The sequence below is a fragment of the Bacillus sp. 2205SS5-2 genome, from assembly GCF_037024155.1.
In the GTDB taxonomy this organism is placed as follows: domain Bacteria; phylum Bacillota; class Bacilli; order Bacillales; family Bacillaceae_K; genus Bacillus_CI.
In genome coordinates this window covers 1-24,455 of sequence record NZ_JAYKTS010000015.1, presented here as the reverse complement: position 1 = coordinate 24,455, position 24,455 = coordinate 1, and the positions used below count along the sequence as shown (strand labels likewise).

Here is a 24,455-nt window from a genome sequence, read left to right as displayed (position 1 = left end):
CAGATTATTATTTAAATCTAGGGAGAGAAACGATGAAAAAGCTAGATATTTTTACACCAATAGGCCTTATAGTCGGATTCGCCTTTATTGCCTTTGCAATTATTACAAATGGTGGGTTGGCAGGATTTAATTCTTTTATTGATATTCCATCCATTCTAGTTGTTCTGGGTGGCCTAATTTCTGCGATGTTGGTAAGCTTCTCTCTAAAAGAGCTAAAGTTAATGTTTAAGGTCATCAGACAAAGCTTTCAACAAGAAGAATACGAGGTTAAAGAATTAATCAAAACATTTGTTAATCTTTCAGAAAAAGCGAGAAGAGAAGGATTATTAGCTTTAGAGGCTGAAGTAGAGAGCGTAGAGGATCCGTTTATTAAAAAAGGGGTTTTGTTAGCAGTAGATGGAATTGAGCCAGATGTCATAGTAGATATACTGAATGCTGAAATGATTGCTCTAGAAGATCGCCATCGTAAGGGAAGAAGTCTGCTAGAAAAAGCAGGCGAGTATGCTCCGGCTTGGGGGATGATTGGGACTCTTATTGGACTAGTTTTGATGCTGAAAAGCTTGAATGACCCTTCTTCTCTGGGACCAAACATGGCTATAGCTTTACTAACGACCCTTTATGGTTCGCTGTTGTCCAATCTTGTCTTTATTCCGATGGCAGCTAAATTACAGGCTAAAACTGAAAATGAAGTTTTTGTGAAACAAATTGTAATTGAAGGAGTAATTGGTGTACAATCTGGCCAAAACCCTAAGATTTTAGAGGAAAAGCTGAGTGTGTTTTTATCAAATGCACAGCGAAATGAACAAGAAGAAACTAGTGAAATGGAAGGGCAGGAGGCTGTCATAAATGAAGCGTAACCGCAAGCTTCCTATGCCAGAAAAGGGTGCACCAAAATGGATGGTAACCTTCTCTGATTTAATCACTTTAATTCTTGTGTTTTTTATTCTACTATTTTCAATGTCTCAAATCGATATAGTAAAATTTAAAGCAATAGCTGAGTCCTTTAAACAAAAGCAAATTCTGGAGTTTTATCCTTCGGTGATACCATTTGAAAACCCTTCTGCTGCTCCTGATGTTCAGAAAAACGACGATTTGGTTGACAATAATGAGAATCAAACGGATGAGTTGTCTAAAGTGGATAAGGGAGAAACGAGTGAGGACGATTCATTAGAAAATTTGTTAACAGATATTCAGGAATATGTATCTGAACATGATCTTAGCGATGTGGCGGTTGCGACTCGTTCAGAACGTGGGGTTGTGTTGGTCCTTCAAGAGCAAGTCCTTTTTAACTCAGGAGAAGCTACGCTAAAAAAGGAGTCCTATTCTTTTTTGAACAAACTAGCAGAATTGCTTCAAGAAATACCAAATGCCGTCAAGATAGAAGGACACACCGATAATCGCCCAATCCGCACTTATAAATTTCCTTCAAACTGGGAACTCTCGTCTTCTAGAGCTAGTAGCGTGATTCGTTTCTTAATTGATGGTCATGATTTGGATTCTTCTCGGTTTATAGCTGTAGGCTACGGGGATACTCGGCCGATTGCACCAAATAATAAACCAGAAAATCTTCAGAAAAACCGTCGAGTTGAATTAGTATTTTTAAATCCTCAAGATAGTTAAACATCCCTAGAGTTAATGGCTTTGGGGATGTTTTTTTAAGTGTACTATTCAAAAAAATGAAGGTTTCAATCTAAATGTCTGCCTCTTCTATGTGAGCGGACATAACAGGTATATAGGCTTCCTTCTTTTTACAGAAGGAAGCCTATTATTATTGTTCATTTTGGATAATCAGTTTATGATAACAGGATCATTGAGCTGATCGATGATTGCTAGGGCTATGCTGCCGGATTGGGTAAAGTAGTTTTGATACCGTCTGTGCGTTTTTTTCAGTAATTTCATTTCTTCTGGGGATAGGTTTATATAAGTCAATGGGATCTGTCCACTGGGTAGGTAACGGAAAGGGAGCCTGTTTTTGATATTTCTCAATCCACTTTATTGGAATCGAATTGGATGGTAAAGGCTGGTCGGTCATTTCTAACCATAACAAGGACCACGCCCTAGGAACAACCCTCCAAATATCATATCCTCCACCTCCAACCGCAATCCATCGGCCATCACAATATTGATGAGCCAATTGATGGGCAAGCTTAGGGATTCGCTTATATATATCGATCGTTGAGCTTAAATGGGTCAATGGGTCATAATAATGAGCATCAGCCCCATTTTGCGTTAATATCACATCGGGTTTAAAGTAGGCAGTTACTTCTTTTAAGGCAACTTCATACGATTCAATCCAGGATTCGTCTTCGGTGAATGCGTCAAGCGGAATATTAAAGGAATAGCCATAGCCTTTACCGTTGCCACGTTCATTAATCTGGCCAGTACCTGGGAACAAATAGCGGCCAGTCTCATGAATCGAAAACGTACAAACATCCGGATCATCATAAAACGACCATTGCACTCCATCCCCGTGGTGAGCATCTGTATCTACGTATAATACACGAGCACCATATTTTTCTTGCATATATTTAATCGCAACGGAGCTATCGTTGTATATGCAAAAACCAGAGGCTTTTCCACGGAAACCGTGATGAAGACCACCTCCAAGGTGGAGGGCATGCTGGGCACGTCCACTCATTACCTCTTCTACGGCGGTTAGGGTGCCTCCTACTAGGAGAGAACTGGCTTCATGCATATTTTCAAATATGGGTGTGTCATCTGTCCCAATTCCATAGTTCTCAGCAATGTCAGGGGCTAGTCTATTGTGCCCTGCATCTTTGACAGCGTTTACAAAATCCTTGTAATGAATTGAGCAAAGCTCGTCATCTGTAGCGGTTCTTGGCATTCGGTAATCCTCGTCTTTTAAGGCACCTATACTTTTTAATAAATCCACAGTTAATTGGAGGCGAAATTGATTGAAGGGATGATGCTCAGAGAATCGATAAGACAGTAAATCATCAGAGTGAACAAAAACAGCGTTTTTCATGATGAGACTCCGGGCATATTTGGCCAGAGAACAATATGTCCTTCTTTTTTTAATCTTTCAAGCAAAGAAAGAGGGTTCATTGTAGATATGCGAAAAACTAAAATTTTATATTGCTTATCTTCTTTATCTGGATAAACAAGGACGCTATGAATATTCACTTTATGCTCCATTAAGATACGGGCAACTTCAAAGAGCATGCCAGCTTTATTCGGTACTTTTACTTCAAAATGTGAACCAGGCTGATGAGCACCGGTTAATTCTATTAATGTATGAAGTAGGTCCGTTTCTGTAATAATACCAACTAGCTTTCCTTCTTTTACAACAGGTAAACAACTTATATTGTGTTCATAAAAAAGTGCTGCGACTTCTTCAACAAAATCGAGAGGATGTCCCGTAATGACATTTTTCTTCATTATTAACTTCAATGGTTTGTTTAGTTCTTCCTCAGAAGGAGCATTGAAAATAGAAGGGGTTGCTTCTTTTAAATCTCGATCACTTATGATTCCAATAAGCTGGTCTGAATCACATATTGGAAGATGTCGTATACCTTTTGAGCGCATTAACTCAAGTGCGGTAAGGATCGTGTCATCGGGTGTTAATACAGATACATTTGTTTTCATTATTTCTTCAACAATCATCTCAAAATCCCCTCCTTTGTGATTGTGATACCTTAACCTTAGTACATGAATCGATTCATAAAACGAAGCTGATCGAATTGTTGAATGGTTTCTGGACCAATACGTTTTCCAATCCGTGCCATTAGGCAATTTGCAGGGTGAGAACTTATTTCAGGATCATCGGTAGCAAACCATTCTAACCCACCAGCATTCATCATTTTTTCCATGATTTTACGATATTCCCACACATTTAACCCTGTTCCCTTCAAATCCCAATGCCAATAATATTCAGTCGTAATTATTAAGTAATCCTCCATGGCATCATCCATCATCGATACTTTTAATAAGTGTTTTCCGATAGAGTTTCCTCTAAACTTCCGGATGACTTCAATAGCCCCTAATTCGATTAAATCCTTCATATTTCCTTGAGACCATCTCTCCAATGGGTCAGGATACAAATAGGTCACGTATCCCACGACAGTGTTATGCTCTCGGACAATAATAATTCGTCCTTCTGGGAGACCAGCAATTTCGATTAAGGCTTTATGTTGTTGAGCAGGAGGACGAAATGCTACTAAGTCTTCGTGAAATTCTAAAGAAGCCAATTTCTCAGGAGAGACTGGACCTTCGATAATTACATTTCCTATTGGGGTTTTAAGTTCTGTTGCATTATACGTTTTAATATGTTCCATTTGGTCAACACCTCAATTCCTTTTTAAAAAAGTAAGAAAGCATAAATTTTAAAATGGTTTATGTGTCTAGCTCCAGGCGCAATCGGCTCACCGTGCGCTTTTGTTAAACGGCAGAGAAATATGTAATATGGTGAGCCGCCAATGGTCACTTGATTGGGTTTATCAAAAATTGAAGTCATTTCTATTAATCTTATTATACATGAATATACCAAATATAAATAAGTTTCACAAAGTTTTCAAATCAATGATTAGATTTAAAAATTTAAAAATTGTGAAAATGACATAATTATACTATAATGAAAGCAAAGATACTAATGAAAATTTCATTAGTGAAAGCCAAAACCTTCAATGATGACATGTTGAATCAATCGGGTTCTTGTGGGCATTATATCTTCGAGTTTAATAGGCTAGTTTGGATGGGATAAATTGAAAGAGGGGATGGATGTTTATGAAAATGGAAGCGCTACCAAGTGTGAGTGGAAAGTATAATTTAAAAGAGTATCCACAAGCCAATGATGGTTTTAATTGGAGTGAAGTGGAAAAAGAATTTTCTTGGTCTCAAACAGGGAGAGTGAATATGGCTTATGAAGCCATTGATCGACATGCTGAATCCTTTCGAAAAAATAAAATTGCCCTCTACTACCAAGATCAACACCGAAATGATAAATACACTTTCAGGGAAATGAAAGAGAATTCCAATAAAGCAGGAAATGTCTTGAAGAATTTTGGTGATGTGGAAAAAGGTGACCGCGTTTTTATTTTTATGCCTCGGTCCCCAGAACTATATTTTGCAGCCCTTGGTGTTATTAAACTTGGAGCAATTGTTGGTCCTTTATTTGAGGCATTCATGGAAAGCGCTGTAAAAGATCGTTTACAAGATAGTGAGGCAAAGGTATTAGTTACTACTCCGGATTTACTTAAACGTGTACCGGTGGATGAACTTCCTAACTTAAAGCACATCTTTCTTGTTGGGGGAGACTTTGAAGAAAGCGATCAATATATTAATTTTAATGAGAAAATGAAGAGTGCTGATAAAAGACTTCAATTGGAATGGGTAGACCGTAAAGATGGTTTAGTGCTTCACTATACTTCTGGGTCTACAGGTAAACCAAAAGGCGTGCTGCATGTACATAATGCCATGATTCAGCATTATCAAACTGCTAAATGGGTATTAGACCTACAAGAGGAGGATGTTTTCTGGTGTACTGCTGACCCTGGTTGGGTAACAGGGACTTCTTATGGTATGTTTGGTCCTTGGCTAGTAGGTGCTTCGAATGTAATCCTAGGTGGTCGGTTTAGCCCGGATAATTGGTATCAAGTCATTGAAGATTTCGGTATATCGGTTTGGTATTCAGCACCAACAGCCTTTAGAATGCTAATGGGAGCTGGAGATGAGCTTGTGAAAAAATTCGACTTATCTTCTCTTCGACATGTATTAAGTGTAGGTGAGCCTTTGAATCCTGAAGTGATTCGCTGGGGAATGAAAGTTTTCCATTTACGTATTCATGATACTTGGTGGATGACGGAAACGGGTAGTCAATTAATCTGTAATTATCCTTGCCTTGACGTTAAACCGGGTTCAATGGGCAAACCAATTCCGGGTGTCAAAGCAGCGATTGTGGATGACCAAGGTCAAGAACTTCCTCCAAATCGAATGGGAAATCTAGCAATAAAAAAAGGCTGGCCATCGATGATGGACGCAATCTGGAATAATCAAGAAAAGTATGATTCTTATTTTATGCCAGGTGACTGGTACGTTTCTGGTGATTCGGCTTATATGGATGAAGATGGTTACTTCTGGTTTCAAGGAAGAATCGATGATGTCATTATGACCTCTGGTGAACGGGTCGGACCGTTTGAGGTTGAAAGTAAGCTAGTGGAGCATCCAGCTGTGGCAGAAGCTGGTGTTATCGGAAAACCTGACCCTGTTCGCGGGGAAATCATTAAAGCATTTGTGGCCCTTCGCGATGGATATACGGTAACGGATGAGCTAAAAGAAGAAATTCGACAATTTGTTAAAAAAGGTTTAGCCGCTCATGCCGCTCCAAGAGAAATCGAATTCAGAGATAAACTACCTAAAACGAGAAGTGGTAAGATTATGAGAAGAGTATTAAAGGCATGGGAATTAGATTTACCTGCTGGAGATTTATCGACAATGGAAGATTAAAAGTAGCTTTCCATAAACAAGAAACGCCTCCAACCTAGTTGGAGGCGTTTCTTGTTTTATTCATTGTTATTCATCTTCGACCGGGGGAGGATCTGTTGGTTCATCCTCTCCAGGTGGAGGGTCCGTCGGCTCTTCATCCACGGGCGGTGGATCTGTTGGTTCTTCATCAACAGGGGGAGGCTCAACGGGTGGTGGTTCCGGCTTAGGTTCTGGCTTAGGTTCAGGATCTTCTTCCTTTTCAGGTGTACCTATTTGAATTGGATTTGAGGCTCCTGACTCAATTCCAGCGACATCGACAGCAACTACGATATATTGACCGTTTCCAGCGCTATAGTTATAAGCATTCCCAGATCTTATACTCGCCACTTTTGAACGATTAGCTCCGTTCAGCTTATACACACGATAACCGACAACATCTTTGCTTGCGCTTGATGTCCAAGTAATCGTGCTTCCAGATTTAGAAGCGCTTACGGTGCTTGGAGCTACTCCGTCATCATTAATCTTGTTCTCAGCGACTAAGATGTTTTTGAAGCGCTCATCTGAAGAAGGTACCAAATCCCTAGGATCTGCATTCAGTCCTGCTAACATTCGTTTGACAAAATCAGGATTTAAGATAACGCCTGATTCTGAAAATTCAGCGGGTGTTGAATTTAGTGCTAAGTATTTTTGATCTCCGATGGTGACATATTTGCTAGCAATTAAGCTATCGTCGACTTGATTAGGTGCAAAGCGCTCATTAAAGAGTCCACTCGAAACAAGTCCGGCGTCTGAACAGGCTTTTGATGGAAGCATTCCAGAAATTGAGCAAAATGAGCGAGAAACAATTCCACCTGGCATTTTAAAGCGCTCTTCTGGATCAACCAGCTCAGGATGAAGCTTATATGCGGAGTTTAATAGTTCTGACCAGAGTTGAATATTCCTAACACCATAATGCCCGGATCCTATTTTAAGATTGGCTGGTTTGTCGTATCCATTCCATGTTCCAAACGTAATATTAGGATTAGAAGCAATAAACCAATGGTCCTTGTGATCTTGGCTGGTTCCAGATTTCCCTGCCCAATCACTCCAATAATTTAAATAGGTGCCAGCAGATCTCCCGGTTCCACCTGTAGAAGATTTCATTGTGTCTCTCATCATATCTAGCATTAAATACGCCGTTTGTGGTGAGAAGACCTGCGTTGGTTCACTTTTGTGTTCATATATAGTCTCACCATTTCGGTCAACTATTTTATCAATCATATAAGCATCAATAAATTGCCCCTCGTTAGCGAAGGTTGTATAGGCATTCGTATTTTCTTCTAATGAAACACCATACGTCATTCCACCTAGTGATAGGGCAGGTGCACCATAGTCATTTGGATGGAGAGTAGAGAAGCCCATTTGTTTAACAAAATTTAGTGGTTGTCTATCGATTGTTTGTAAATACAGTCTAGCTGCAGAAAGGTTTGTTGACTGAGCAACGGCCAATCTGGCTGGCATTAACCCGTTAATTTTATAAGTCGTATAATTTAAAGGTCTCCATGTTTTTCCACCAGCAACGGTTTCAAATGGAATATCTACAACCGGTGTATTAGTACCTATTAATCCATACTCTAAAGCAGGTGCATAAACCAGTAATGGCTTCATCGTTGAACCATTTTGACGAATCGACTGAGTGGCATGATTAATTTGTTCCAGTTCAAAGTCACGCCCACCAACAAAGCTCAAGATTTTCCCACTTTTGTTTTCAATCATTATGCCACCTACTTGAACAGGTGCATCTTTTAGAAGTGGTTCACCGGTTTCCTCATCAAGAACGACCTCACCTGTCACAGGATCAGTGACTTCCACCGTTAGCTTAGGTCCATAATTTGAGTAATTATCCTTTGTTTCTTGCATGGCATCATATATATCCTTCATAACCGTTGAATGAATTTCATACCCATTTTGACGAATATCACGATCTGCTAGTGTGTAATATTTATCCTTTAGCTCACTATCGAGCTCAAGATCCTCTTTTGAAAAGCCTTCTTTTTCGGCTAAAATTTCTCCCATTAATTCTATCGACCGGTTTTCCAATTCTTGAGTTAAATAAGGGTATTGTTCTGCAGGATTTTCTTTCGCAGAAATAAAATCTTTTACGATATCGTAAGTGCTTGCATTGTTGTACTCTTCTTCGGTTAAGTACCCTTCTTCAAACATTCGATAAAGAACTGTTTGCATTCTGGCGAGTCCTGGTTGGAGTCCTTCTTCGCTTTTTAGTGTTCCATTTTCATCAGGAACACTAAACGGTGTATAGGCAAAAGGTGCTTGTGGCAGTCCAGCAATGAAAGCCGATTGTGGAATGTTTAAATCTTTTGCGTCCACACCAAAGATCCCTTGTGCTGCGGCCTGAACTCCAGCAATGTTTCTACCTGACGAATTACGTCCAAGAGTTGCCACATTTAAGTATGCTTCCAAAATTTCATCCTTTTCAAAGAATCGTTCAAGTCGAAGAGCAAGAAGGATTTCCTTTGCTTTTCGTTCAAAAGAGACCTCGTTGGTTAAAACTTGGTTTTTAATCAACTGCTGTGTCAGTGTACTCCCACCAGACTGTACTTCAGCATTGGTGAATTCTTGGAAGATCGCTCGTAGAATCGCTTTTGGAACGACGCCTTCATGCTCTTCAAAGTATTCATCTTCTGTGGCAATCACGGCGTTTTTTAAGTGCTTTGATACATCTTCAATTTTTATTTCTTCTCTTTCTAAGTCGGTGCGTAGTTTCCCTAAGTAAACATTATCTGAGAAATAAAATTTCGAAGTTTCTTCATAGTTGTAAATATCTTTTTGCATACTATCATAGGAACGAACAGGCTCATCTTTTACGAGAGAAGCAAAATAACCAGCTCCAACCCCTCCGGCAAAGGATAGTCCCATTACAGCTACAATAATAAAGAATAGAACTAAATTCCAAACCACACCAAACGTAATTCTTGTACTTTTGTGAATGGATTTATTCTGAAAAAAATCTGTGAAAGGCCTGAGCCTTTCTTTAAGTGTGTTCCATTTTTCATTCATTGAATCAATCCCCCTAAAATCACATACATTATAGCATATTTTGACACTTTTCTAAGAGAATATTGTGAAATTCTCTTATTATATTTGACATTAGTAGCTTTTTTGTGATAAAAAACTTAATATGTAATTATATCAAATGAATAGAAAACTGGCTATGATAGGATTAAGTAGCGTACATATCCCTGTTTGTTAGAGAGCTGATGGTTGGTGGAAATCAGTACAAATATGTGGGTGAATTACCTCCTTGAGCTTTTACTGTGAATGAGAAGTAGCAGTAAACGGGAAACCGTTATTTTTATGAAGAGAAGGACTTAGTCCTTAAGTTGGGTGGTACCGCGCATACAGCGTCCCTGCATTTACTGCAGGGCGTTTTTTTATGCTTTAAACTTGATATGAGGAACTAAAAAGGAGGAAGAAGCATGGAACTTTTAGATGATTTAAAATGGAGAGGGATAATTTATCAACAAACAGATGAGGAGGGTTTGACCAACGTATTAAATGAGGAGAAAATTTCTATTTATTGCGGAGTAGATCCGACTGCAGATAGCATGCATATTGGTCATTTATTGCCGTTTTTAACGCTTCGTCGTTTTCAAATGCATGGACACAGACCACTTGTTTTAGTTGGTGGGGCTACAGGTCTAATCGGAGATCCTAGCGGGAAAAAAGAGGAGAGGCAACTTCAAACGTTAGAGTCTGTTCAACACAATGTAGCGTGCTTGAAGGAACAATTGAAACAAATTTTTTCATTTGAAGGTAAAAATGGTGCAGTCATGGTCAATAACTATGATTGGATTGGATCGATTGATATTGTTACTTTTCTTCGGGATTTTGGAAAGTATGTAGGCATTAATTATATGTTAGCGAAAGATACGATATCTTCCCGCTTAGACTCCGGCATATCCTTTACAGAATTCACGTACACGATTTTACAAGCCATGGATTTTCAGCATCTATACGAAAATCATAACTGCAAGCTTCAAATTGGAGGTAGTGATCAATGGGGAAATATCACAACAGGGTTAGAGTTGATCCGTAAAACGCAGGAAGAAGGCGCAAAAGCATATGGTTTAACTATTCCTCTAGTGACCAAATCAGATGGAACCAAATTCGGAAAAACCGAAAGCGGAGCAATCTGGCTAGATTCGAGCAAAACGACACCCTATGAATTTTATCAATTTTGGATTAATACAGCGGATACGGATGTATTGAAATACTTGAAGTTCTTTACCTTTCTTTCAAGGGAAGCAATAGAATCGTTAGAGTTATCACTCCAACAAGAGCCACATTTACGAAAGGCACAAAAAACATTGGCTGAAGAAATGACTGCTTTAATTCATGGGAAAGTAGCGCTTGAGCAAGCGATCAAGATTACAAAAGCCCTGTTTAGTGGTGATGTGAAAACACTGACAGCTACAGAAATTCAGCAAGGATTCAAAGATGTTTCGACCTTTTCACAAAAGAAAGAGGAAGAAGTAGGATTAATTGATTTGTTAGTCGCAGCCAAAATTGTTCCTTCGAAGCGTCAAGCACGAGAAGATGTTCAAAATGGTGCGGTTTATCTGAATGGAGAACGACTAACGGAACTTCAATATACTCTGAATCAAAAGGATCGAATTGAAGATCAATTTACAATTATCCGTAGAGGGAAGAAAAAGTATTTCTTAATTCAATACGTATAAAAACAGCCTGAGCTCATTGCTCAGGCTGTTTTTATACATTCTTGTCTTATTAAAAAAGTCTGCCCAAGGGCAGACTTTTTGTTATTAACGAGAGTAGAACTCAACGATAAGAGCTTCGTTAATTTCAGCTGGTAATTCAGAACGCTCAGGTAAGCGGTTGAAAGTACCTTCAAGTTTTTCAGCGTCGAAAGTAACAAAATCAGGGATGTAGTTGCTAGCTTCAATAGCTTCTTTAACAATGCTAAAGTTACGAGATTTTTCGCGAACAGCAATTGTTTGACCAGGTTGTAAACGGAATGATGGAATATCAACGCGTTTTCCATCAACAGTAATATGACCGTGGTTAACTAATTGACGTGCTTGACGACGTGTACGAGCTAAGCCTAAACGATAAACAACGTTATCAAGGCGAGATTCAAGTAAAATCATGAAATTTTCACCATGTTTACCTTGGAATTTAGCTGCTTTATCAAATAAGTTACGGAATTGACGCTCAGTTACGCCATACATGTGACGAAGCTTTTGCTTCTCTTGTAATTGTAAACCGTACTCAGAGATTTTTTTACGTTGATTAGGACCGTGTTGTCCTGGAGCATAAGGACGCTTTTCTAATTCTTTACCTGTACCGCTTAGTGAAATACCAAGACGACGGGATAATTTCCAACTTGGACCTGTATATCGAGCCATGAATGACTCCTCCTTTAAATGGTTTTATTTTGTTGTAAAATAAAAACCAGGTATGAAACATCGTTTAGGCGGATTTTATTTTCATGTACCATCGCCCTTGCAGCAAAGGGTTACACGATACACCTCAAAATAGAGGAATAAAATACGTCATAAAGCGTTCATATAGGCTGCAATTATTTTACACAAAGAATAGTATATGATTTTTTGTGATAGATGTCAAGGGAGGAGGATATTAATTACAAGCTCATCAGTTGCGGAATCTTTCTAACAGAAGAGAATGACTACTGTGATTTCTTTTTGAAAGGCTATATTCGCAAAATTTGTTGCCTAAGAACCAGTATATAAACTGTGAGATAGGCTGGTTTTCGGTCGTTTTTGTGATTATTTGAGAGTAACTTCTGTAAAAGTAGATGTTTAACCAAATGTAAGGATCAATAGCAAAATGTATACGAAAAGAGGCCGCCATTAAATATGTACTAAAAAATCCAAGGTTTCAATTTTCCTACTATAGAGGCACAAACGAAAAGAGCTGAATCTCATTGAAAGTGTATCTAACATATAATAGGCAGGAAAATATTCCTATGATATAATTTATATAATCCAAATCTATGAACGGAAAATTGTGATAAAAGAGTGATTGATCAGTTATGAAAGAATCAAATCGTGAGCGGAAAATTCGTTTTTTATTAATAGGATTTTTTCTGTTGGTGACAACTATCGGCCTTCTTTGGAGGAATAATGGGAATTTTTCGTTTTTCCCATCTAATCAAACCCTTCAAGCTCTTGTAATAAGTGAAGGTAATGTTTCGCAAAACCCAATTGTTGTTATAGCTAGGCAGCTTGATCAAACCAAACATCTTATAGTCTACGAAGTGAATATTCAAGACGATTACCGTTTTACAGTTCGTGACAGGATTGAAATAGGCAATGTTGTAGTGTCTTTAAAGAAAAATCCAGACCAAAAAAATGAGTTTTGGGCTCTGGAAAATAAAAAGTGGATCTCCTATAATTTGTCGTTAATGAGAAAAAAAGCTGAGCCTCCACTTGACAATCATCTTATTGATAGTCAAGTTTTGTTTGATGTGAAAAACAATAGCGTTGTGGTTCGCAATAAAGAAGTCGTGTTTCCTACAATGGACACAGAAAATTTACGCTCCATTCACCCACTAAATGAGGAAAAATCTACGTGGCTCTTTGTTTTTGACCAAGAAATAGAAATTGTGCATAGTCAATAAGAGAGGGTATTTTTACAAAAAAAGTTGTTTTTAATTCCAAAGAAATAGCGGATATGAGAAGAGCCATAATAAAAATAGGATTTTATAAATGTAGGTGGTAGAAATGAGCAGAAAAGGGACAATTATATTACAGCAATATAAAGCAAACCTATTTGATCTTTTGAGCGAATACACTTTTATTAATGTCCATAATAAAACCTGGGAAGATCATTGGGTAAGTCTAGTGCGGGATGTTTGGCAAACAGAAAACGTGGGACTTCTTCTACGTACAGAGAATTTTTTTTCTACCAGCCCATCTTGGAAGAATGATGAGGGCGCTGTTTTGTTAGTAAACGAAGTAGAAAGTCTCTTCTTGGCCAACGATATCGTTGGTTCCGATGATATACATAACGTTAACGAATTATCGAAATTTAAAAAAGTGATTGCTATCCGTGATGAATACAATGTGCCAATCGGATTGTTATGTTTTGAAGAAGACATTCAAGAAACAAACGGAAATCTCTTTACGGAAATAGTCACAGAATTCATAGCTATTTCTAGGGGAATGATGAATAAACTATTTTCCATGAGAAGTGTCATCGAAGAAGAAAAGCGATATCGCGAGCTTTTTAAAGTGACCGAAACTTTTCACTCTTCAATGGAAATAGACACGCTTTTAGGTGAAATTATCTCGACCCTCCAAAAAGTATTCCCATTGTATTCTTATCACCTTTTATTATCAAACGATCATCAAGAATATAGGAATCTACCGATTCAGAATTTTGATTACGATCATGCGAGTACTGCTGCGATGCATACATTTGTTAGTGGAGAAATTCAAGTTGAAAGAAGTACGGTTTCAGGAAACACCACGCTTTATGCACCATTAAAAGGAAAGCAAGGAATCTATGGGGTGATGCAGGTTGGGTCGCTTACTCAGAAAATATTTCCACAAAAGGAAAAAGAGTTCATTAAATTGTTAGCTTATACAGCCGGAAGTGCCCTAGAGAATGCAAAGCTTTATCAACAATCTAAAAGGCTGATTTCCGACTTACAATTAATCAATGAACTTTCTCATCGATTAAATTCAAATTTACGATTGTCTGAAACATTAACATTCTTAAACGCTCAAATCCAAAAGTCCTTCCACGCATCTGCCATTGGATTTGTATTCTTACAAGATCGAATAGAGCGTTATAATGTATTGCCTGGAAGCAGTGAAGTTTTTCGAAATGGGAATGGAGTAGAGTACATTCAATATGTAGAATCTAAAATATTGAGAGATAATGATTCATTATTTATCGGTGATTTAAATGGGAAGTTTGATCATATGGACCCACTTTACCGCTCTATTATGGCGGTCCCTATGGTCGAGCATAGTGAGATTATCGGGTTTTGCCTTGTGTTGCATTATGAACCGTACTCATTTTCGTTCGATATGTACAAATTATTACAATCATTTATCCATCATTCTACGTTAGCTCTCACCAATTCTATGTTAAGAGAAAAATTAGAAAAAATGGTCATTACGGATCATCTCACTCAATTGTATTCTCGCAATCATTTGGATGAATTTATTGAGCGCTCGATGATAGAAGAGACACAAGGTGCATTGTTGTTATTTGATATAGATGATTTCAAAAAAATCAATGATACTTACGGTCATCATATCGGTGATCAAGTGCTGATTCAGGTAGCCAATCTTTTAAAGGAAATAGTGAAGGGCTTGGGACTAAGTGCACGGTGGGGCGGGGAAGAAATGGCCGTTTATTTTCCTCGGACCACTACAGCAGATGTTTTTCATATTGCTGAAAAAATCGTAGAAGAATGCCCTATTCGAACCAAACCAAATGTTACTCTCTCTTGTGGGTTATCTGATTGGAGTCGGGATAAAACAATTACTGCAACAAAATTACTAACGGAAGCAGACGGAGCACTATATGAAGCCAAGAAAAAAGGGAAGAATCAAGTTGTTGTGCAAAAGTAAATCATCATAAATCAAAAAATGCATTCGTGCTCGAATGCATTTTTTGATAGTGAATAAGAGGTTTTCATCCCTTTTTATTTCAAACTATGATAAAATGAAAGCGTTTACAACAGTAGGAGGGATTCGATGGCAAAGGGGAATCGATCGTTCGAAACAAATGTTATCCATCATGGATATTCGTCGAATGAACATAGTGATAGCTTGGCACCACCACTTTATCAAACTTCAACGTTTACGTTTGGCAGTGCTGAGCAAGGAGAAAGAAGATTCGCAGGTGAAGAAGAAGGCTTTATTTATTCGCGATTAGCGAATCCTACAGTTAGGATGCTTGAGGAGCGTATGGCCTTATTAGAAAAAGGGGAAAAGGCATTGGCATTTAGTTCTGGTATGGCTGCCGTTTCAGCAGTGCTTATTGGGCTAACCAAAGCATCAGACCATATTGTTTGTTCACAAGGCGTTTATGGTTGTACCTTTGGATTGTTACAAATGATGAAAAATAAATATGATATTACACATGACTTCTCATCTATGAGCAGTCGGGAAGATATTGAGAGTGTAATTCGCTCTAACACGGCCTGTATCTATGTGGAAACTCCCATTAACCCGACCATGAAGCTCATTGATTTATCTTTAATTGTTGAGATAGCGAGGGAACGCGGAATTCCAGTTATCGTAGATAATACATTTTGTTCACCTTATCTACAGAACCCAATAGAACTAGGATGTGATCTCGTTGTACATAGTGCAACGAAATATATTGGTGGTCACGGAGATGTGATTGCGGGAATTGTGGTTGGAGCGGAAGACATCCTGTCTAAGATACAAGGAACAACACAAAAGGATATAGGGGGGATTATTTCCCCGTTCGATGCCTGGCTTCTGCTGAGAGGTTTAAAAACATTGCCGATTCGAATGGATCGTCATTGTGAAAATGCAGAAAAAATCGCTTCGTTCTTGACTTCACATCCTCTTGTGGAGAAAGTATATTATCCAGGAGATACGGATTCACCCGATTATTCTATACTGAAGAAACAAATGAGAGGAGCAGGTGGGTTAATTTCTTTTGAATTAAAAGGAGATAAATGCACAGCTCAACAGTTTATGAATTCTTTAAGTTTAATCAAAATTGCAGTTAGTTTAGGAGATGCAGAAACGTTGATCCAGCATCCTGCTTCGATGACACATGCAGTAGTGCCAATTGAAGAAAGAGAAAAAATGGGGATTAGTGAACGGTTATTACGTTTGTCTGTGGGCTTGGAAGGCTGGGAAGATATAGTAGAAGATCTCCGCTTGGGTTTCAGTAAGTTGTAATGAAGTAAAGGTGATTATTAACATAGTTTCTGTGTTTAGTTCTAGGCGTAATTTCCTAAGCAAAATAAAATGGATCACTATATGGCAAGGAATATAGTGATCCGTTTAGAGTAATTATCTACTCTGTGAAAAAAAGTATTTAACCTTCGAAATAGCTTTGTTTAGGGGCATTTTTTCGTCTATTTTTGATGGAAATCAACAGAGAAATGAACGGTTTAATCAAAAAGTAGATGAAATAGTCACAATGTATCCGAATAGGGCCTATATAAATGATTCTAGTGCAGCCACAAACTGTTTTAACATATTTTCGTCAATTTCATCAAAACGATCGTTGCTAGGAGAATCAATATCTAACACTCCAAGTAGTTTTCCCTCTTTCATGATAGGCAGAACGATTTCAGAACGCGATGCGGCATCACAGGCAATATGACCTGGGAACATGTGCACATCCCCTACCCGATATACCGTTTGTTCTTGAGCGGCTGACCCGCAAACCCCTTTTCCAAGTGGAATACGAATGCATGCTGGAAGTCCTTGAAATGGACCAAGAACTAGTTCATTCTCTTCCATTAAATAAAATCCGACCCAGTTAATATCGTTTAGGAATTGATTTAAGATGGCAGTAGCATTGCTTAAGTTGGCAATAACATTTTTTTCACCAGCTAATAGTGCTTGTAACTGCTTGATGACAAGAGTGTAATTTTCTTCTTTTGTACCTGAATAATTTTCTGCTTGAAACATAACATTCCCTCACTCTTCAAATAATTTTTTTCATGTTCTATTGGTAACCACATTTACTTTTTTTGTCGAGAAATTAATAAAGGATTTTTGGACAAAAAGAAGAAGTTAGTTTTAAACCCAGATGCTTCAACTAAACATCTATATAGAAGCGGGTCCTGACCAATGGCAGTATCACTCTATCGGAGCTGTAAAGCTTTTCGAAATTCGAAATACCTTTTGGACTAGTTTAGTATATTGCCCGGTACAATTCAATTAATAGCCATGAAAAGGGGAAAAGGAATGAAAATGATCGCATCGAGCACTAAAGAAAAAATTATGATCTCTGCTATCTACCTCTTTAACACAAAAGGCTATCATGGAACGGCAATCAGGGATATTAGCAAACGAGCGAAGGTCAATGCTTCGAATATTTCCTATCACTTTAACGGAAAACAAGGGCTATTAGAAGAGTGTTTTACTCGATTTTTCGAACCTTATTTAGCGATTCTTGAAAAGGAAGTATACCAATTAGATATAGAAAGAGCAGATGTGTTATTGTTATCTGCGATAAAAAAAGTACTTCATTTTCAAAGTCAACAATACCAACTAGCTCGCCTTGTGTGGCGAGAAGTGTCTGTTGATTCCCAAGTAGTAAGGGAAATTTTTTCTAGTTACCTCATGAAAGAACGATATTACTTAAAAGCTTTTTTTGAGAAAGGTATGCAGCAAGGAATTTTTTCTCCTTTTCCAGTCTCTTATGCCGTCATTCACCTTAAATCTTTACTTTCAATGCCATATATTAACCAACAATATATGGAAGAAGTTTGGAATTTATACACTCGTGAAAGATTGTTCACTGAACGATATTTCGTCACCATTCAGCAGTGGCTAACAAATGTCTTCATTCAACCAAATTTATTAAGTAAAGATAGAGGCGACATGATTGTTAATCGATAATCACAAGTAAGAAGGCTTAGCGTATTTTGAAAAGCTTGGTGTGCATTCGATCAAAGAATGCACACCAGGCTTTTTAGTATGCGAAATCGTCTGGAGAATAAGCATGTCTCTAGTTACCCTAAACGACTCAAATTAGGAATCAAACATTTGAGAAAATGAATGGAAGCGAAAAAATATTTATTTCAATTTTTAAGAATCTTCAATTTCAATTGTGAAAATGTCGGGTTATAATAAGGAAATGCACGCATGTTGATCGATTTTTAGAAAATTACTAAAAAAAAGCGAAAAGACTTCAAAAAAATAGAATTTATTCGTCAAAAAATGTCGTTCTCATGGTATCATAAAAGCAATAAAATTACAGCTACGGATCGTTTGAAGATAAATTAGCTTGTGGGAACAGGAGGCTTATGATGGAACTGCTTATTGGCGGCATCGTTTTAGTTATAATCATCTTTAGTATAAGCACATTTTTTCGAAGAAAACACTATCGAGAAATAGACGCCCTTGAAGGTTGGAAGGTTGACATCATGAATCGACCTGTTTTAGAGGAAATGTCTAAAGTCAAACAATTAAATATGACGGGTCAAACAGAAGACTTGTTTGAAAAATGGCGTGGTCAGTGGGAAGAAATAGTAGCCGTTTCGTTGCCAGAAGTCGAAGAATTATTATTAGATGCTGAAGAATATGCCGATAAGTTTCGTTTTAATAAGGCTAAATTTACAACAACGAAAGTTAGTGTGTTATTGGAGAAGGTCGAAAAGCAAATTGATGTAATTCTAGAGGAATTAAGTGAACTGATTGGTAGTGAAGAAAAGAACCGCGAAGAAATTGAAGAATTGAGTGTTCAGTTTCATGATTGTCGTAAGCAACTGTTGGCACACCGTCATCAATTTGGTGAAGTTGCAGCCGCACTAGAGCAAGAATTACTAAGCATAAAACAAGCTTTTGATTCGTTTGATCAGTTAACAACGGAGGGAAATTATTTAGAAGCCCGGGAACTTGTATTGAATTTAAAGCTACAATATGAAAATTTAGCACTGAATATGGAACGGACACCTGATTTTTTAGCTCAATGCCAAAATATAATTCCTTCTCAATTAGAGGAAATACTAGACGGATATATAGAAATGAAGGAACAAGGATATGTATTGGATCATCTTGAAATCAATCATGAGGTGCAAAAATACATTAAAGAGTTAGAAGAAATGAAACAGTTGATTTTGAATTTAGATGTGGAGAAAGTGGAGGGTATCATCTCGTCAGTTAAAGAGAAGATTGATTCTTTGTATGACCTTTTAGAGCAAGAGGTACATAGTAAACATTTTATCATGCAAAATGAACCTAAAATCAAACTTTTACTTGATGAAGTTAGAGCAGAAAATGCCGCATTAAAAATTAATACTGATTTTGTTCAACAGGGATATCAGTTAGAAAACGATGAATTAGATGTTCCGCAGAAATTAGAAAAACAGCTCAAGTCAATTGTTAAGAGATTCTCAAAACTCGAAAACGAGTTATCGGAAAATGAAGCTGCATTTTCATTCATTGGAGAAGAGCTTCAAAAAATTGGCGAAGAGCTTGATGTTATTCATAAAAGTCAAACGGAATTTGCTCAACATCTACAAAATTTACGAAAAGATGAAATTGAAGCACGAGAGAAAATTCAAGACTTAAAGCAACAATTAAGCGATGCTCGACGTCTAGTATCAAAAAGCAATGTTCCTGGTTTGTCGGTAGAGCATAAGCAATTGTTGGATCAGGCCAAGAAATTTATGGGAAATGTAATTGAAAGCTTAAACGAAAAGCCGCTAAATATGAAAAGTGTAAACCAAAATTTAGAGCAAACTGCAGATGCAGTTCAACATTTTTACACAAAAACAAAAGAACTTGTGGAACAAGTGTTACTTGCAGAAAAGGTGATTCAGTATGGAAATCGATATCGTAGTCGCTACGAATTAGTAGAGGATGGACTTCGTGTTGCTGAAGAAGCTTTTAGAAGGTACGAGTACCAAGAAGCCTTAGAACAAGCAGCTGCAGCTGTTGAAAGGGTAGAACCGGGTGCATTAAAAAGGATTGAATCGTGGATTAACGAGGAATCATCGTGAAAAAAGTAATTTTTTGGACTATAGGTATTGCCTGTTTAATCATCTGGATTTCAGTAGTTGGCTTGGTGTTGTTTCCCTCTCAAAGAACGCTAGAAGCAGTGCCTACCATTAGTAAAGAAACGCGGGTACCCAAGGTAAAGGAAATAAAAAAAGAAGAAATGACTGAGCCTTCTCTATCCGGTAAAGTTGAAGAGCTGCATTTTGAAGAAGTAACACATTTATTGGAAAATGGGAAGATTAGCATTGATGAACTCCTATTTTATGTAAACGACCAGTAAAAGAAACCAATTTGATTGGTTTCTTTTTTTGATCTTTTCGTATGAATTGTTGTTTTTGAAAGAAAAAGGTTATTATTCATAAAAACGTTCGAAATGACACGAAAAGATGTTTCGAAACAATGCAATTTCACCATCAATAAACTGGTTCGAAAATCAACAAACTTTGCGAACTGGTCCTTGTCCAAAGAAATAGGTCGATCTATCTCGCATTAATTACTATTTTATTTGTGAAACCTCAGGTTAGAAGTAGATAATATTTCCAACACAAGCCAAAAAGTAGTGCAGCAGTTAATGAAAAATCGGTAAGTCTACATACAAGAATGTCAGATCAACAATAAGCGGACCTAGATAGAAAACAGTCTATTCTTGTGGTAGGATAAGGGGATGAAAAATAAACAAATGGTCTTTATGATAAATGGTGGTGTTCAATATGATTTATTTTGATAATAGCGCAACAACTAAACCATATGCGGAAGTTTTGGATACGTTTCTGAAAGTGAGTTTGGATTATTTTGGGAATCCTTCTTCTCTACATGGTATTGGAGGTGAAATTGAAAGACTTGTTGAACAAGCAAGAAAGCAAACCGCATCCTTTCTTGGTGTTCAAACCAATGAGGTCTATTTTACGTCAGGTGGAACAGAGTCGAATAATTTGGCTATTAAAGGTGTAGCTCTGCGTTACGGAAATCGCGGGAAGCATATAATTACTTCTTCTATAGAGCATCCCTCTGTAAAGGAAGCGTGCCAACAATTAGTTGAAATTGGATTTGAGGTTACCTATTTACCAGTAGATTCAATGGGAAGGGTCAATCCTAAGGATGTTGAGAGGTCGTTAAGGGATGATACCATCCTTGTATCAATCATGCATGTCAATAATGAAATTGGCAGCATACAACCGCTAAAGGAAATTGGTGAAATGATTTCCTCGCGATCAAGAACACTATTTCACGTTGATCATGTGCAAGGTTTTGGGAAAGTTCCATTGTGCATGAAAAATAATCATGTCGATCTTTGCACTTTATCAGCTCATAAATTCCATGGACTGAAAGGAAATGGAATTTTATTTGTCAAACATGGCGTTGAGCTTTCTCCATTATTATCGGGTGGAGAACAAGAACAAAAATTTCGCAGTGGTACTGAGAATACTGGTGGTATTGTAAGCACTGCCAAAGCCATGCGTTTATATTGGGAGGAATCAACTAACTCTCTCAAATCGTTACACCAACTAAGTTCACTATTAAAAGAAAAATTAAAAGAAATTCAAGGCGTAGAAATCCATACTCCAGATGAATACGCGGCACCTCATATCATTAACTTTTCTTTAATTGGTCTAAAAGGGGAAGTGCTGGTACATGCCTTTGAAGAAGTAGGGATATTTATTTCGACAACTAGTGCTTGTTCATCGAAACAAAAAATCCCGAGTTCCACGTTGTTAGCGATGGGAAAAAGCAAAGAAAAAGCAGATAGTGCGGTTCGTATCAGCTTGTCTTTTCAAAATACTGAAGAAGATATCACCGGATTTATATATCGCCTGAACCAAATTATTTCAAAATACTCGAACGTTATAAGGAGATCATAAGCAAATGAATTATGAACGAATTCTCATCCGCTACGGCGAATTATCTACAAAGGGTAAAAATCGTAACTTGTTCGTCAGTAAACTGAAAAACAACATTGTTCAACTGTTAAAAGACATGCCGAAAATACATGTTCAATCAACTCGAGACCGTATGCATTTGTTATTAAACGGTGAAAACGGTGGAGAGGTGATGAACCGATTACGGACTGTTTTCGGAATACAATCCTTTTCACCAGTTGTGAAGACCACTCAAAACTTAGAAGAAATTCAACTTGCGGCTTTATATCTAGTGAAAAAATCCTTCATAAAAGGGATGACTTTCAAAGTATCGGTTAAGCGAGCTGATAAATCGTATTTGCATGACACTAATGAAATGAATCAATTAGTTGGATCCTACATTTTACCGAAAATTGAAGGACTTAAAGTAGATGTGAAACAACCAGATCTTAAACTTCAAATTGAAATTCGAAAAGAAGGGGTCTACTTGTCGAGTGAAATTTTTGAAGGAGCAGGTGGAATGCCCGTGGGCACTAGCGGAAAAGCTATGCTTATGTTATCAGGCGGTCTTGATAGTCCAGTTGCGGGATATTTGACAATGAAAAGAGGAGTGGAACTTGAGGCAGTCCATTTCCATAGCCCTCCATTTACATCTGAGCGTGCAAAAGAAAAAGTAGTCGAGTTAGCCCGTCAATTAACTGCTTTTAGTGGTAGTGTAAAACTGCATATTGTTCCTTTTACGAAGGTACAACAAGCAATCCAAGCTCAAGTGCCTGAAAACTATACGATGACTTCCACTCGAAGAATGATGCTGAAAATAACAGATGAGATTCGTAAAAATAGGAATGGTTTAGCAATCATTACCGGAGAAAGTCTTGGTCAAGTGGCTAGTCAAACGTTGGAAAGCATGGTAGCCATCAATGCAGTTACGAGTACACCGATTCTCCGCCCGCTCGTAGCCCATGATAAAACCGAGATTATCTCGATGGCCCGGGAAATAGGGACGTATGAAACCTCTATATTACCTTATGAGGATTGTTGTACGATTTTTACGCCCCCTTCACCAAAAACGAGACCAAAAAAAGAGAAGGTAGAATACTACGAAAGCTTTGCTGATTTTGATTCTTTACTTTCAGAAGCTGTCGCAGAAACTGAAATTTTGACAATAAACTTGGAAAATCAGCTAGCATCCGACGAAGCTTTCGATGAATTGCTTTAAGTAAATGATTCACAGTAATTTGTGAATTCTATGAATTTAGGAAAAATTACCAACAGGTAAATCGAATGAAGTCATGTGTTTTCGCACAATCTATACTCACAAGGAGGTGAAAACACATGGCAAACAATAGTTCAAATCAACTAGTAGCTCCAGGAGCTCAACAAGCAATTGATCAAATGAAATATGAAATCGCTTCTGAGTTTGGTGTTCAATTAGGTCCAGATGCAACTGCTCGCGCTAATGGTTCAGTGGGTGGAGAAATTACAAAGCGTCTCGTTCAAATGGCTGAACAACAAATCGGTGGTGGCTACCAAAAATAAATAATTAAATATGAATGGCTACAAGAAGTGGGCAAAAGCCCGCTTCTTTTTTATGTTACTGATAGTAGCTAGGGGATAAATAACACCCCACTCTGAAGGTTAGAACTCACATTCCGCATGAAAAAATATCCAAATATTATTTTTATGAAGGATACCTCCACTTTTTCTAGAACCTTACAGTAATGATGAAAGTGGAGGGTCAAATTATGGTGAATCAAGTACTTACGTTAGACGTGGGACCATCACAACTATTGTCGAAATTAATGGATGAAATTCAGTTTGAAGAAAAGATTAATGAGTCGGTCGTTTGGGATCAACAGCGCTGCGGCCTGTCCCCCCGGTACCCGACTCAAGGCGTTGGTTCTAAACATCCTTGTCCAAAATTCTCCTCTCTATAAGGTCCAGGAATTTTACCAAAAACAAGATGTTGAACTTCTCTTTGGACCGGATGTAAAACCGGAACAGTTCAATGATGATTCGTTAGGAAGAGCCCTTGATTATTTATACGAAGCCGATCCGTGGAAAGTCTACACCCCGTTAGCCTTATCGACCTTAAATCAACTGAATGTAGCACTCGATACTTTACATTGCGACACGACTTCCTTTTCCGTGTATGGCGATTATCTTCCCGATTCTTCTTCTTCTGGTCTATCTGAAAAAGAACCCCTTTCCGTCACGTATGGATACAGTAAACAAAAACGTCCGGATTTGAAGCAAATCGTCCTGGGCATGGGCGTCACTCCTCAAGGGATCCCCATCGTAGCCAAGGTGGAGAATGGAAACACCTCGGATGTGAAATGGAACATGGAATTTGTTCAGAAATTGCGTGAAACCCTGTCAGAAGAGGACTGGTCGAACCTCCTATACCAAGCCGATTCTGCCCTCATTTCAAAAGGAAATC

General features: G+C 37.9%; 19 protein-coding genes, 1 pseudogene and 1 other annotated feature. Of the genes and pseudogenes, 14 read left to right on the top strand and 6 right to left on the bottom strand.

Annotation, left to right across the window (positions count from 1 at the left end):
* Nucleotides 1-32 precede the first annotated feature (32 nt).
* Nucleotides 33-857 (top strand): flagellar motor protein MotP, encoded by an 825-nt coding sequence (gene motP, locus U8D43_RS11360; protein WP_335871296.1) that lies wholly within the window; start codon nucleotides 33-35, stop codon nucleotides 855-857.
* Nucleotides 847-1,620, top strand: coding sequence for a flagellar motor protein MotS (gene motS, locus U8D43_RS11355; protein ID WP_335871295.1), 774 nt, complete (start codon nucleotides 847-849; stop codon nucleotides 1,618-1,620). The genes motP and motS overlap by 11 nt, the downstream gene beginning before the upstream one ends.
* Before the next feature lie 187 nt (nucleotides 1,621-1,807).
* On the opposite strand, the gene U8D43_RS11350 is transcribed toward motS, so the two are convergent.
* From U8D43_RS11350 to U8D43_RS11340, 3 genes are read right to left on the bottom strand one after another with little or no spacing between them, the layout of a single operon-like run.
* Nucleotides 1,808-2,989 carry an acetoin utilization protein AcuC gene (locus U8D43_RS11350; RefSeq protein WP_335871366.1) on the bottom strand — a complete coding sequence of 394 codons (1,182 nt, stop codon included), beginning with the start codon at nucleotides 2,987-2,989 and terminating at the stop codon, nucleotides 1,808-1,810.
* On the bottom strand, nucleotides 2,983-3,624 hold the full coding sequence (locus tag U8D43_RS11345) for an acetoin utilization AcuB family protein (protein WP_335871294.1): 642 nt from the start codon (nucleotides 3,622-3,624) through the stop codon (nucleotides 2,983-2,985). Before U8D43_RS11345 ends, U8D43_RS11350 begins: the two co-directional genes overlap by 7 nt.
* Nucleotides 3,625-3,662: 38 nt before the next feature.
* Nucleotides 3,663-4,295 carry a GNAT family N-acetyltransferase gene (locus tag U8D43_RS11340; protein WP_335871293.1) on the bottom strand — a complete coding sequence of 211 codons (633 nt, stop codon included), beginning with the start codon at nucleotides 4,293-4,295 and terminating at the stop codon, nucleotides 3,663-3,665.
* A 448-nt stretch (nucleotides 4,296-4,743) separates the two neighbouring features.
* Here U8D43_RS11340 and acsA point away from each other — a divergent pair, with 448 nt between their 5' ends.
* Complete coding sequence (acsA, locus tag U8D43_RS11335) at nucleotides 4,744-6,462, top strand: acetate--CoA ligase (protein WP_335871365.1); 1,719 nt, start codon at nucleotides 4,744-4,746, stop codon at nucleotides 6,460-6,462.
* Between the two features lie 66 nt (nucleotides 6,463-6,528).
* Here acsA and U8D43_RS11330 read toward each other — a convergent pair whose 3' ends face one another.
* Complete coding sequence (locus U8D43_RS11330) at nucleotides 6,529-9,498, bottom strand: transglycosylase domain-containing protein (RefSeq protein WP_335871292.1); 2,970 nt, start codon at nucleotides 9,496-9,498, stop codon at nucleotides 6,529-6,531.
* Nucleotides 9,499-9,643: 145 nt separating this feature from the next.
* Nucleotides 9,644-9,853 (top strand) — a binding site (T-box leader).
* Nucleotides 9,854-9,917: 64 nt separating this feature from the next.
* On the opposite strand from U8D43_RS11330, the gene tyrS reads away from it, so the two are divergent.
* On the top strand, nucleotides 9,918-11,180 hold the full coding sequence (gene tyrS / locus U8D43_RS11325; RefSeq protein WP_335871291.1) for a tyrosine--tRNA ligase: 1,263 nt from the start codon (nucleotides 9,918-9,920) through the stop codon (nucleotides 11,178-11,180).
* 84 nt (nucleotides 11,181-11,264) lie between these two features.
* Here tyrS and rpsD read toward each other — a convergent pair whose 3' ends face one another.
* Nucleotides 11,265-11,867 carry a 30S ribosomal protein S4 gene (gene rpsD / locus U8D43_RS11320; protein WP_335871290.1) on the bottom strand — a complete coding sequence of 201 codons (603 nt, stop codon included), beginning with the start codon at nucleotides 11,865-11,867 and terminating at the stop codon, nucleotides 11,265-11,267.
* A gap of 704 nt (nucleotides 11,868-12,571) precedes the next feature.
* Between rpsD and U8D43_RS11315 the strand changes: the two genes are divergently transcribed.
* From U8D43_RS11315 to megL, 3 genes are all read left to right on the top strand, one after another.
* The gene (locus U8D43_RS11315) at nucleotides 12,572-13,102 is read left to right on the top strand and encodes a hypothetical protein (protein WP_335871289.1); all 531 of its coding nucleotides are present in this window, start codon (nucleotides 12,572-12,574) and stop codon (nucleotides 13,100-13,102) included.
* 103 nt (nucleotides 13,103-13,205) lie between these two features.
* Nucleotides 13,206-15,068 carry a sensor domain-containing diguanylate cyclase gene (locus tag U8D43_RS11310; RefSeq protein WP_335871288.1) on the top strand — a complete coding sequence of 621 codons (1,863 nt, stop codon included), beginning with the start codon at nucleotides 13,206-13,208 and terminating at the stop codon, nucleotides 15,066-15,068.
* Nucleotides 15,069-15,194: 126 nt separating this feature from the next.
* Entirely contained in the window at nucleotides 15,195-16,379 is a 1,185-nt protein-coding gene (gene megL / locus U8D43_RS11305; protein ID WP_335871287.1) for a methionine gamma-lyase, read from the top strand.
* A gap of 261 nt (nucleotides 16,380-16,640) precedes the next feature.
* Here the strand turns inward: megL and msrC are convergent, their stop codons facing one another.
* On the bottom strand, nucleotides 16,641-17,120 hold the full coding sequence (msrC, locus tag U8D43_RS11300; RefSeq protein ID WP_335871286.1) for a free L-methionine (R)-S-oxide reductase MsrC: 480 nt from the start codon (nucleotides 17,118-17,120) through the stop codon (nucleotides 16,641-16,643).
* Nucleotides 17,121-17,399: 279 nt separating this feature from the next.
* On the opposite strand from msrC, the gene refZ reads away from it, so the two are divergent.
* The 7 genes and pseudogenes from refZ to U8D43_RS11260 form a co-directional block, all read left to right on the top strand.
* A complete protein-coding gene (gene refZ / locus U8D43_RS11295) occupies nucleotides 17,400-18,056 on the top strand; it encodes a forespore capture DNA-binding protein RefZ (protein WP_335871285.1) in 657 nt (218 codons plus the stop codon).
* Nucleotides 18,057-18,466: 410 nt separating this feature from the next.
* The gene (ezrA, locus tag U8D43_RS11290; RefSeq protein WP_335871284.1) at nucleotides 18,467-20,161 is read left to right on the top strand and encodes a septation ring formation regulator EzrA; all 1,695 of its coding nucleotides are present in this window, start codon (nucleotides 18,467-18,469) and stop codon (nucleotides 20,159-20,161) included.
* The gene (locus U8D43_RS11285; protein ID WP_335871283.1) at nucleotides 20,158-20,439 is read left to right on the top strand and encodes a hypothetical protein; all 282 of its coding nucleotides are present in this window, start codon (nucleotides 20,158-20,160) and stop codon (nucleotides 20,437-20,439) included. The genes ezrA and U8D43_RS11285 overlap by 4 nt, the downstream gene beginning before the upstream one ends.
* A 430-nt stretch (nucleotides 20,440-20,869) precedes the next feature.
* Nucleotides 20,870-22,018, top strand: coding sequence for a cysteine desulfurase family protein (locus U8D43_RS11280; protein WP_335871282.1), 1,149 nt, complete (start codon nucleotides 20,870-20,872; stop codon nucleotides 22,016-22,018).
* Between the two features lie 4 nt (nucleotides 22,019-22,022).
* Complete coding sequence (gene thiI, locus U8D43_RS11275) at nucleotides 22,023-23,234, top strand: tRNA uracil 4-sulfurtransferase ThiI (protein ID WP_335871281.1); 1,212 nt, start codon at nucleotides 22,023-22,025, stop codon at nucleotides 23,232-23,234.
* A gap of 116 nt (nucleotides 23,235-23,350) precedes the next feature.
* The gene (locus tag U8D43_RS11270; RefSeq protein ID WP_335871280.1) at nucleotides 23,351-23,554 is read left to right on the top strand and encodes an alpha/beta-type small acid-soluble spore protein; all 204 of its coding nucleotides are present in this window, start codon (nucleotides 23,351-23,353) and stop codon (nucleotides 23,552-23,554) included.
* Between the two features lie 206 nt (nucleotides 23,555-23,760).
* Nucleotides 23,761-24,455: pseudogene (locus U8D43_RS11260) on the top strand (IS1634 family transposase); the annotation flags it as partial.

Excerpts from the sequence above, each read along its gene's own strand:
- U8D43_RS11310 (WP_335871288.1), top strand. The coding sequence starts at position 13,206 with ATGAGCAGAAAAGGGACAATTATATTACAGCAATATAAAGCAAACCTA.
- ezrA (WP_335871284.1), top strand. The coding sequence starts at position 18,467 with ATGGAACTGCTTATTGGCGGCATCGTTTTAGTTATAATCATCTTTAGT.
- rpsD (WP_335871290.1), bottom strand. The coding sequence starts at position 11,867 with ATGGCTCGATATACAGGTCCAAGTTGGAAATTATCCCGTCGTCTTGGT.
- refZ (WP_335871285.1), top strand. The coding sequence starts at position 17,400 with ATGAAAATGATCGCATCGAGCACTAAAGAAAAAATTATGATCTCTGCT.
- U8D43_RS11270 (WP_335871280.1), top strand. The coding sequence starts at position 23,351 with ATGGCAAACAATAGTTCAAATCAACTAGTAGCTCCAGGAGCTCAACAA.
- motS (WP_335871295.1), top strand. The coding sequence starts at position 847 with ATGAAGCGTAACCGCAAGCTTCCTATGCCAGAAAAGGGTGCACCAAAA.
- U8D43_RS11280 (WP_335871282.1), top strand. The coding sequence starts at position 20,870 with ATGATTTATTTTGATAATAGCGCAACAACTAAACCATATGCGGAAGTT.
- U8D43_RS11330 (WP_335871292.1), bottom strand. The coding sequence starts at position 9,498 with ATGAATGAAAAATGGAACACACTTAAAGAAAGGCTCAGGCCTTTCACA.
- megL (WP_335871287.1), top strand. The coding sequence starts at position 15,195 with ATGGCAAAGGGGAATCGATCGTTCGAAACAAATGTTATCCATCATGGA.
- U8D43_RS11340 (WP_335871293.1), bottom strand. The coding sequence starts at position 4,295 with ATGGAACATATTAAAACGTATAATGCAACAGAACTTAAAACCCCAATA.
- msrC (WP_335871286.1), bottom strand. The coding sequence starts at position 17,120 with ATGTTTCAAGCAGAAAATTATTCAGGTACAAAAGAAGAAAATTACACT.
- thiI (WP_335871281.1), top strand. The coding sequence starts at position 22,023 with ATGAATTATGAACGAATTCTCATCCGCTACGGCGAATTATCTACAAAG.
- motP (WP_335871296.1), top strand. The coding sequence starts at position 33 with ATGAAAAAGCTAGATATTTTTACACCAATAGGCCTTATAGTCGGATTC.
- acsA (WP_335871365.1), top strand. The coding sequence starts at position 4,744 with ATGAAAATGGAAGCGCTACCAAGTGTGAGTGGAAAGTATAATTTAAAA.
- tyrS (WP_335871291.1), top strand. The coding sequence starts at position 9,918 with ATGGAACTTTTAGATGATTTAAAATGGAGAGGGATAATTTATCAACAA.
- U8D43_RS11345 (WP_335871294.1), bottom strand. The coding sequence starts at position 3,624 with ATGATTGTTGAAGAAATAATGAAAACAAATGTATCTGTATTAACACCC.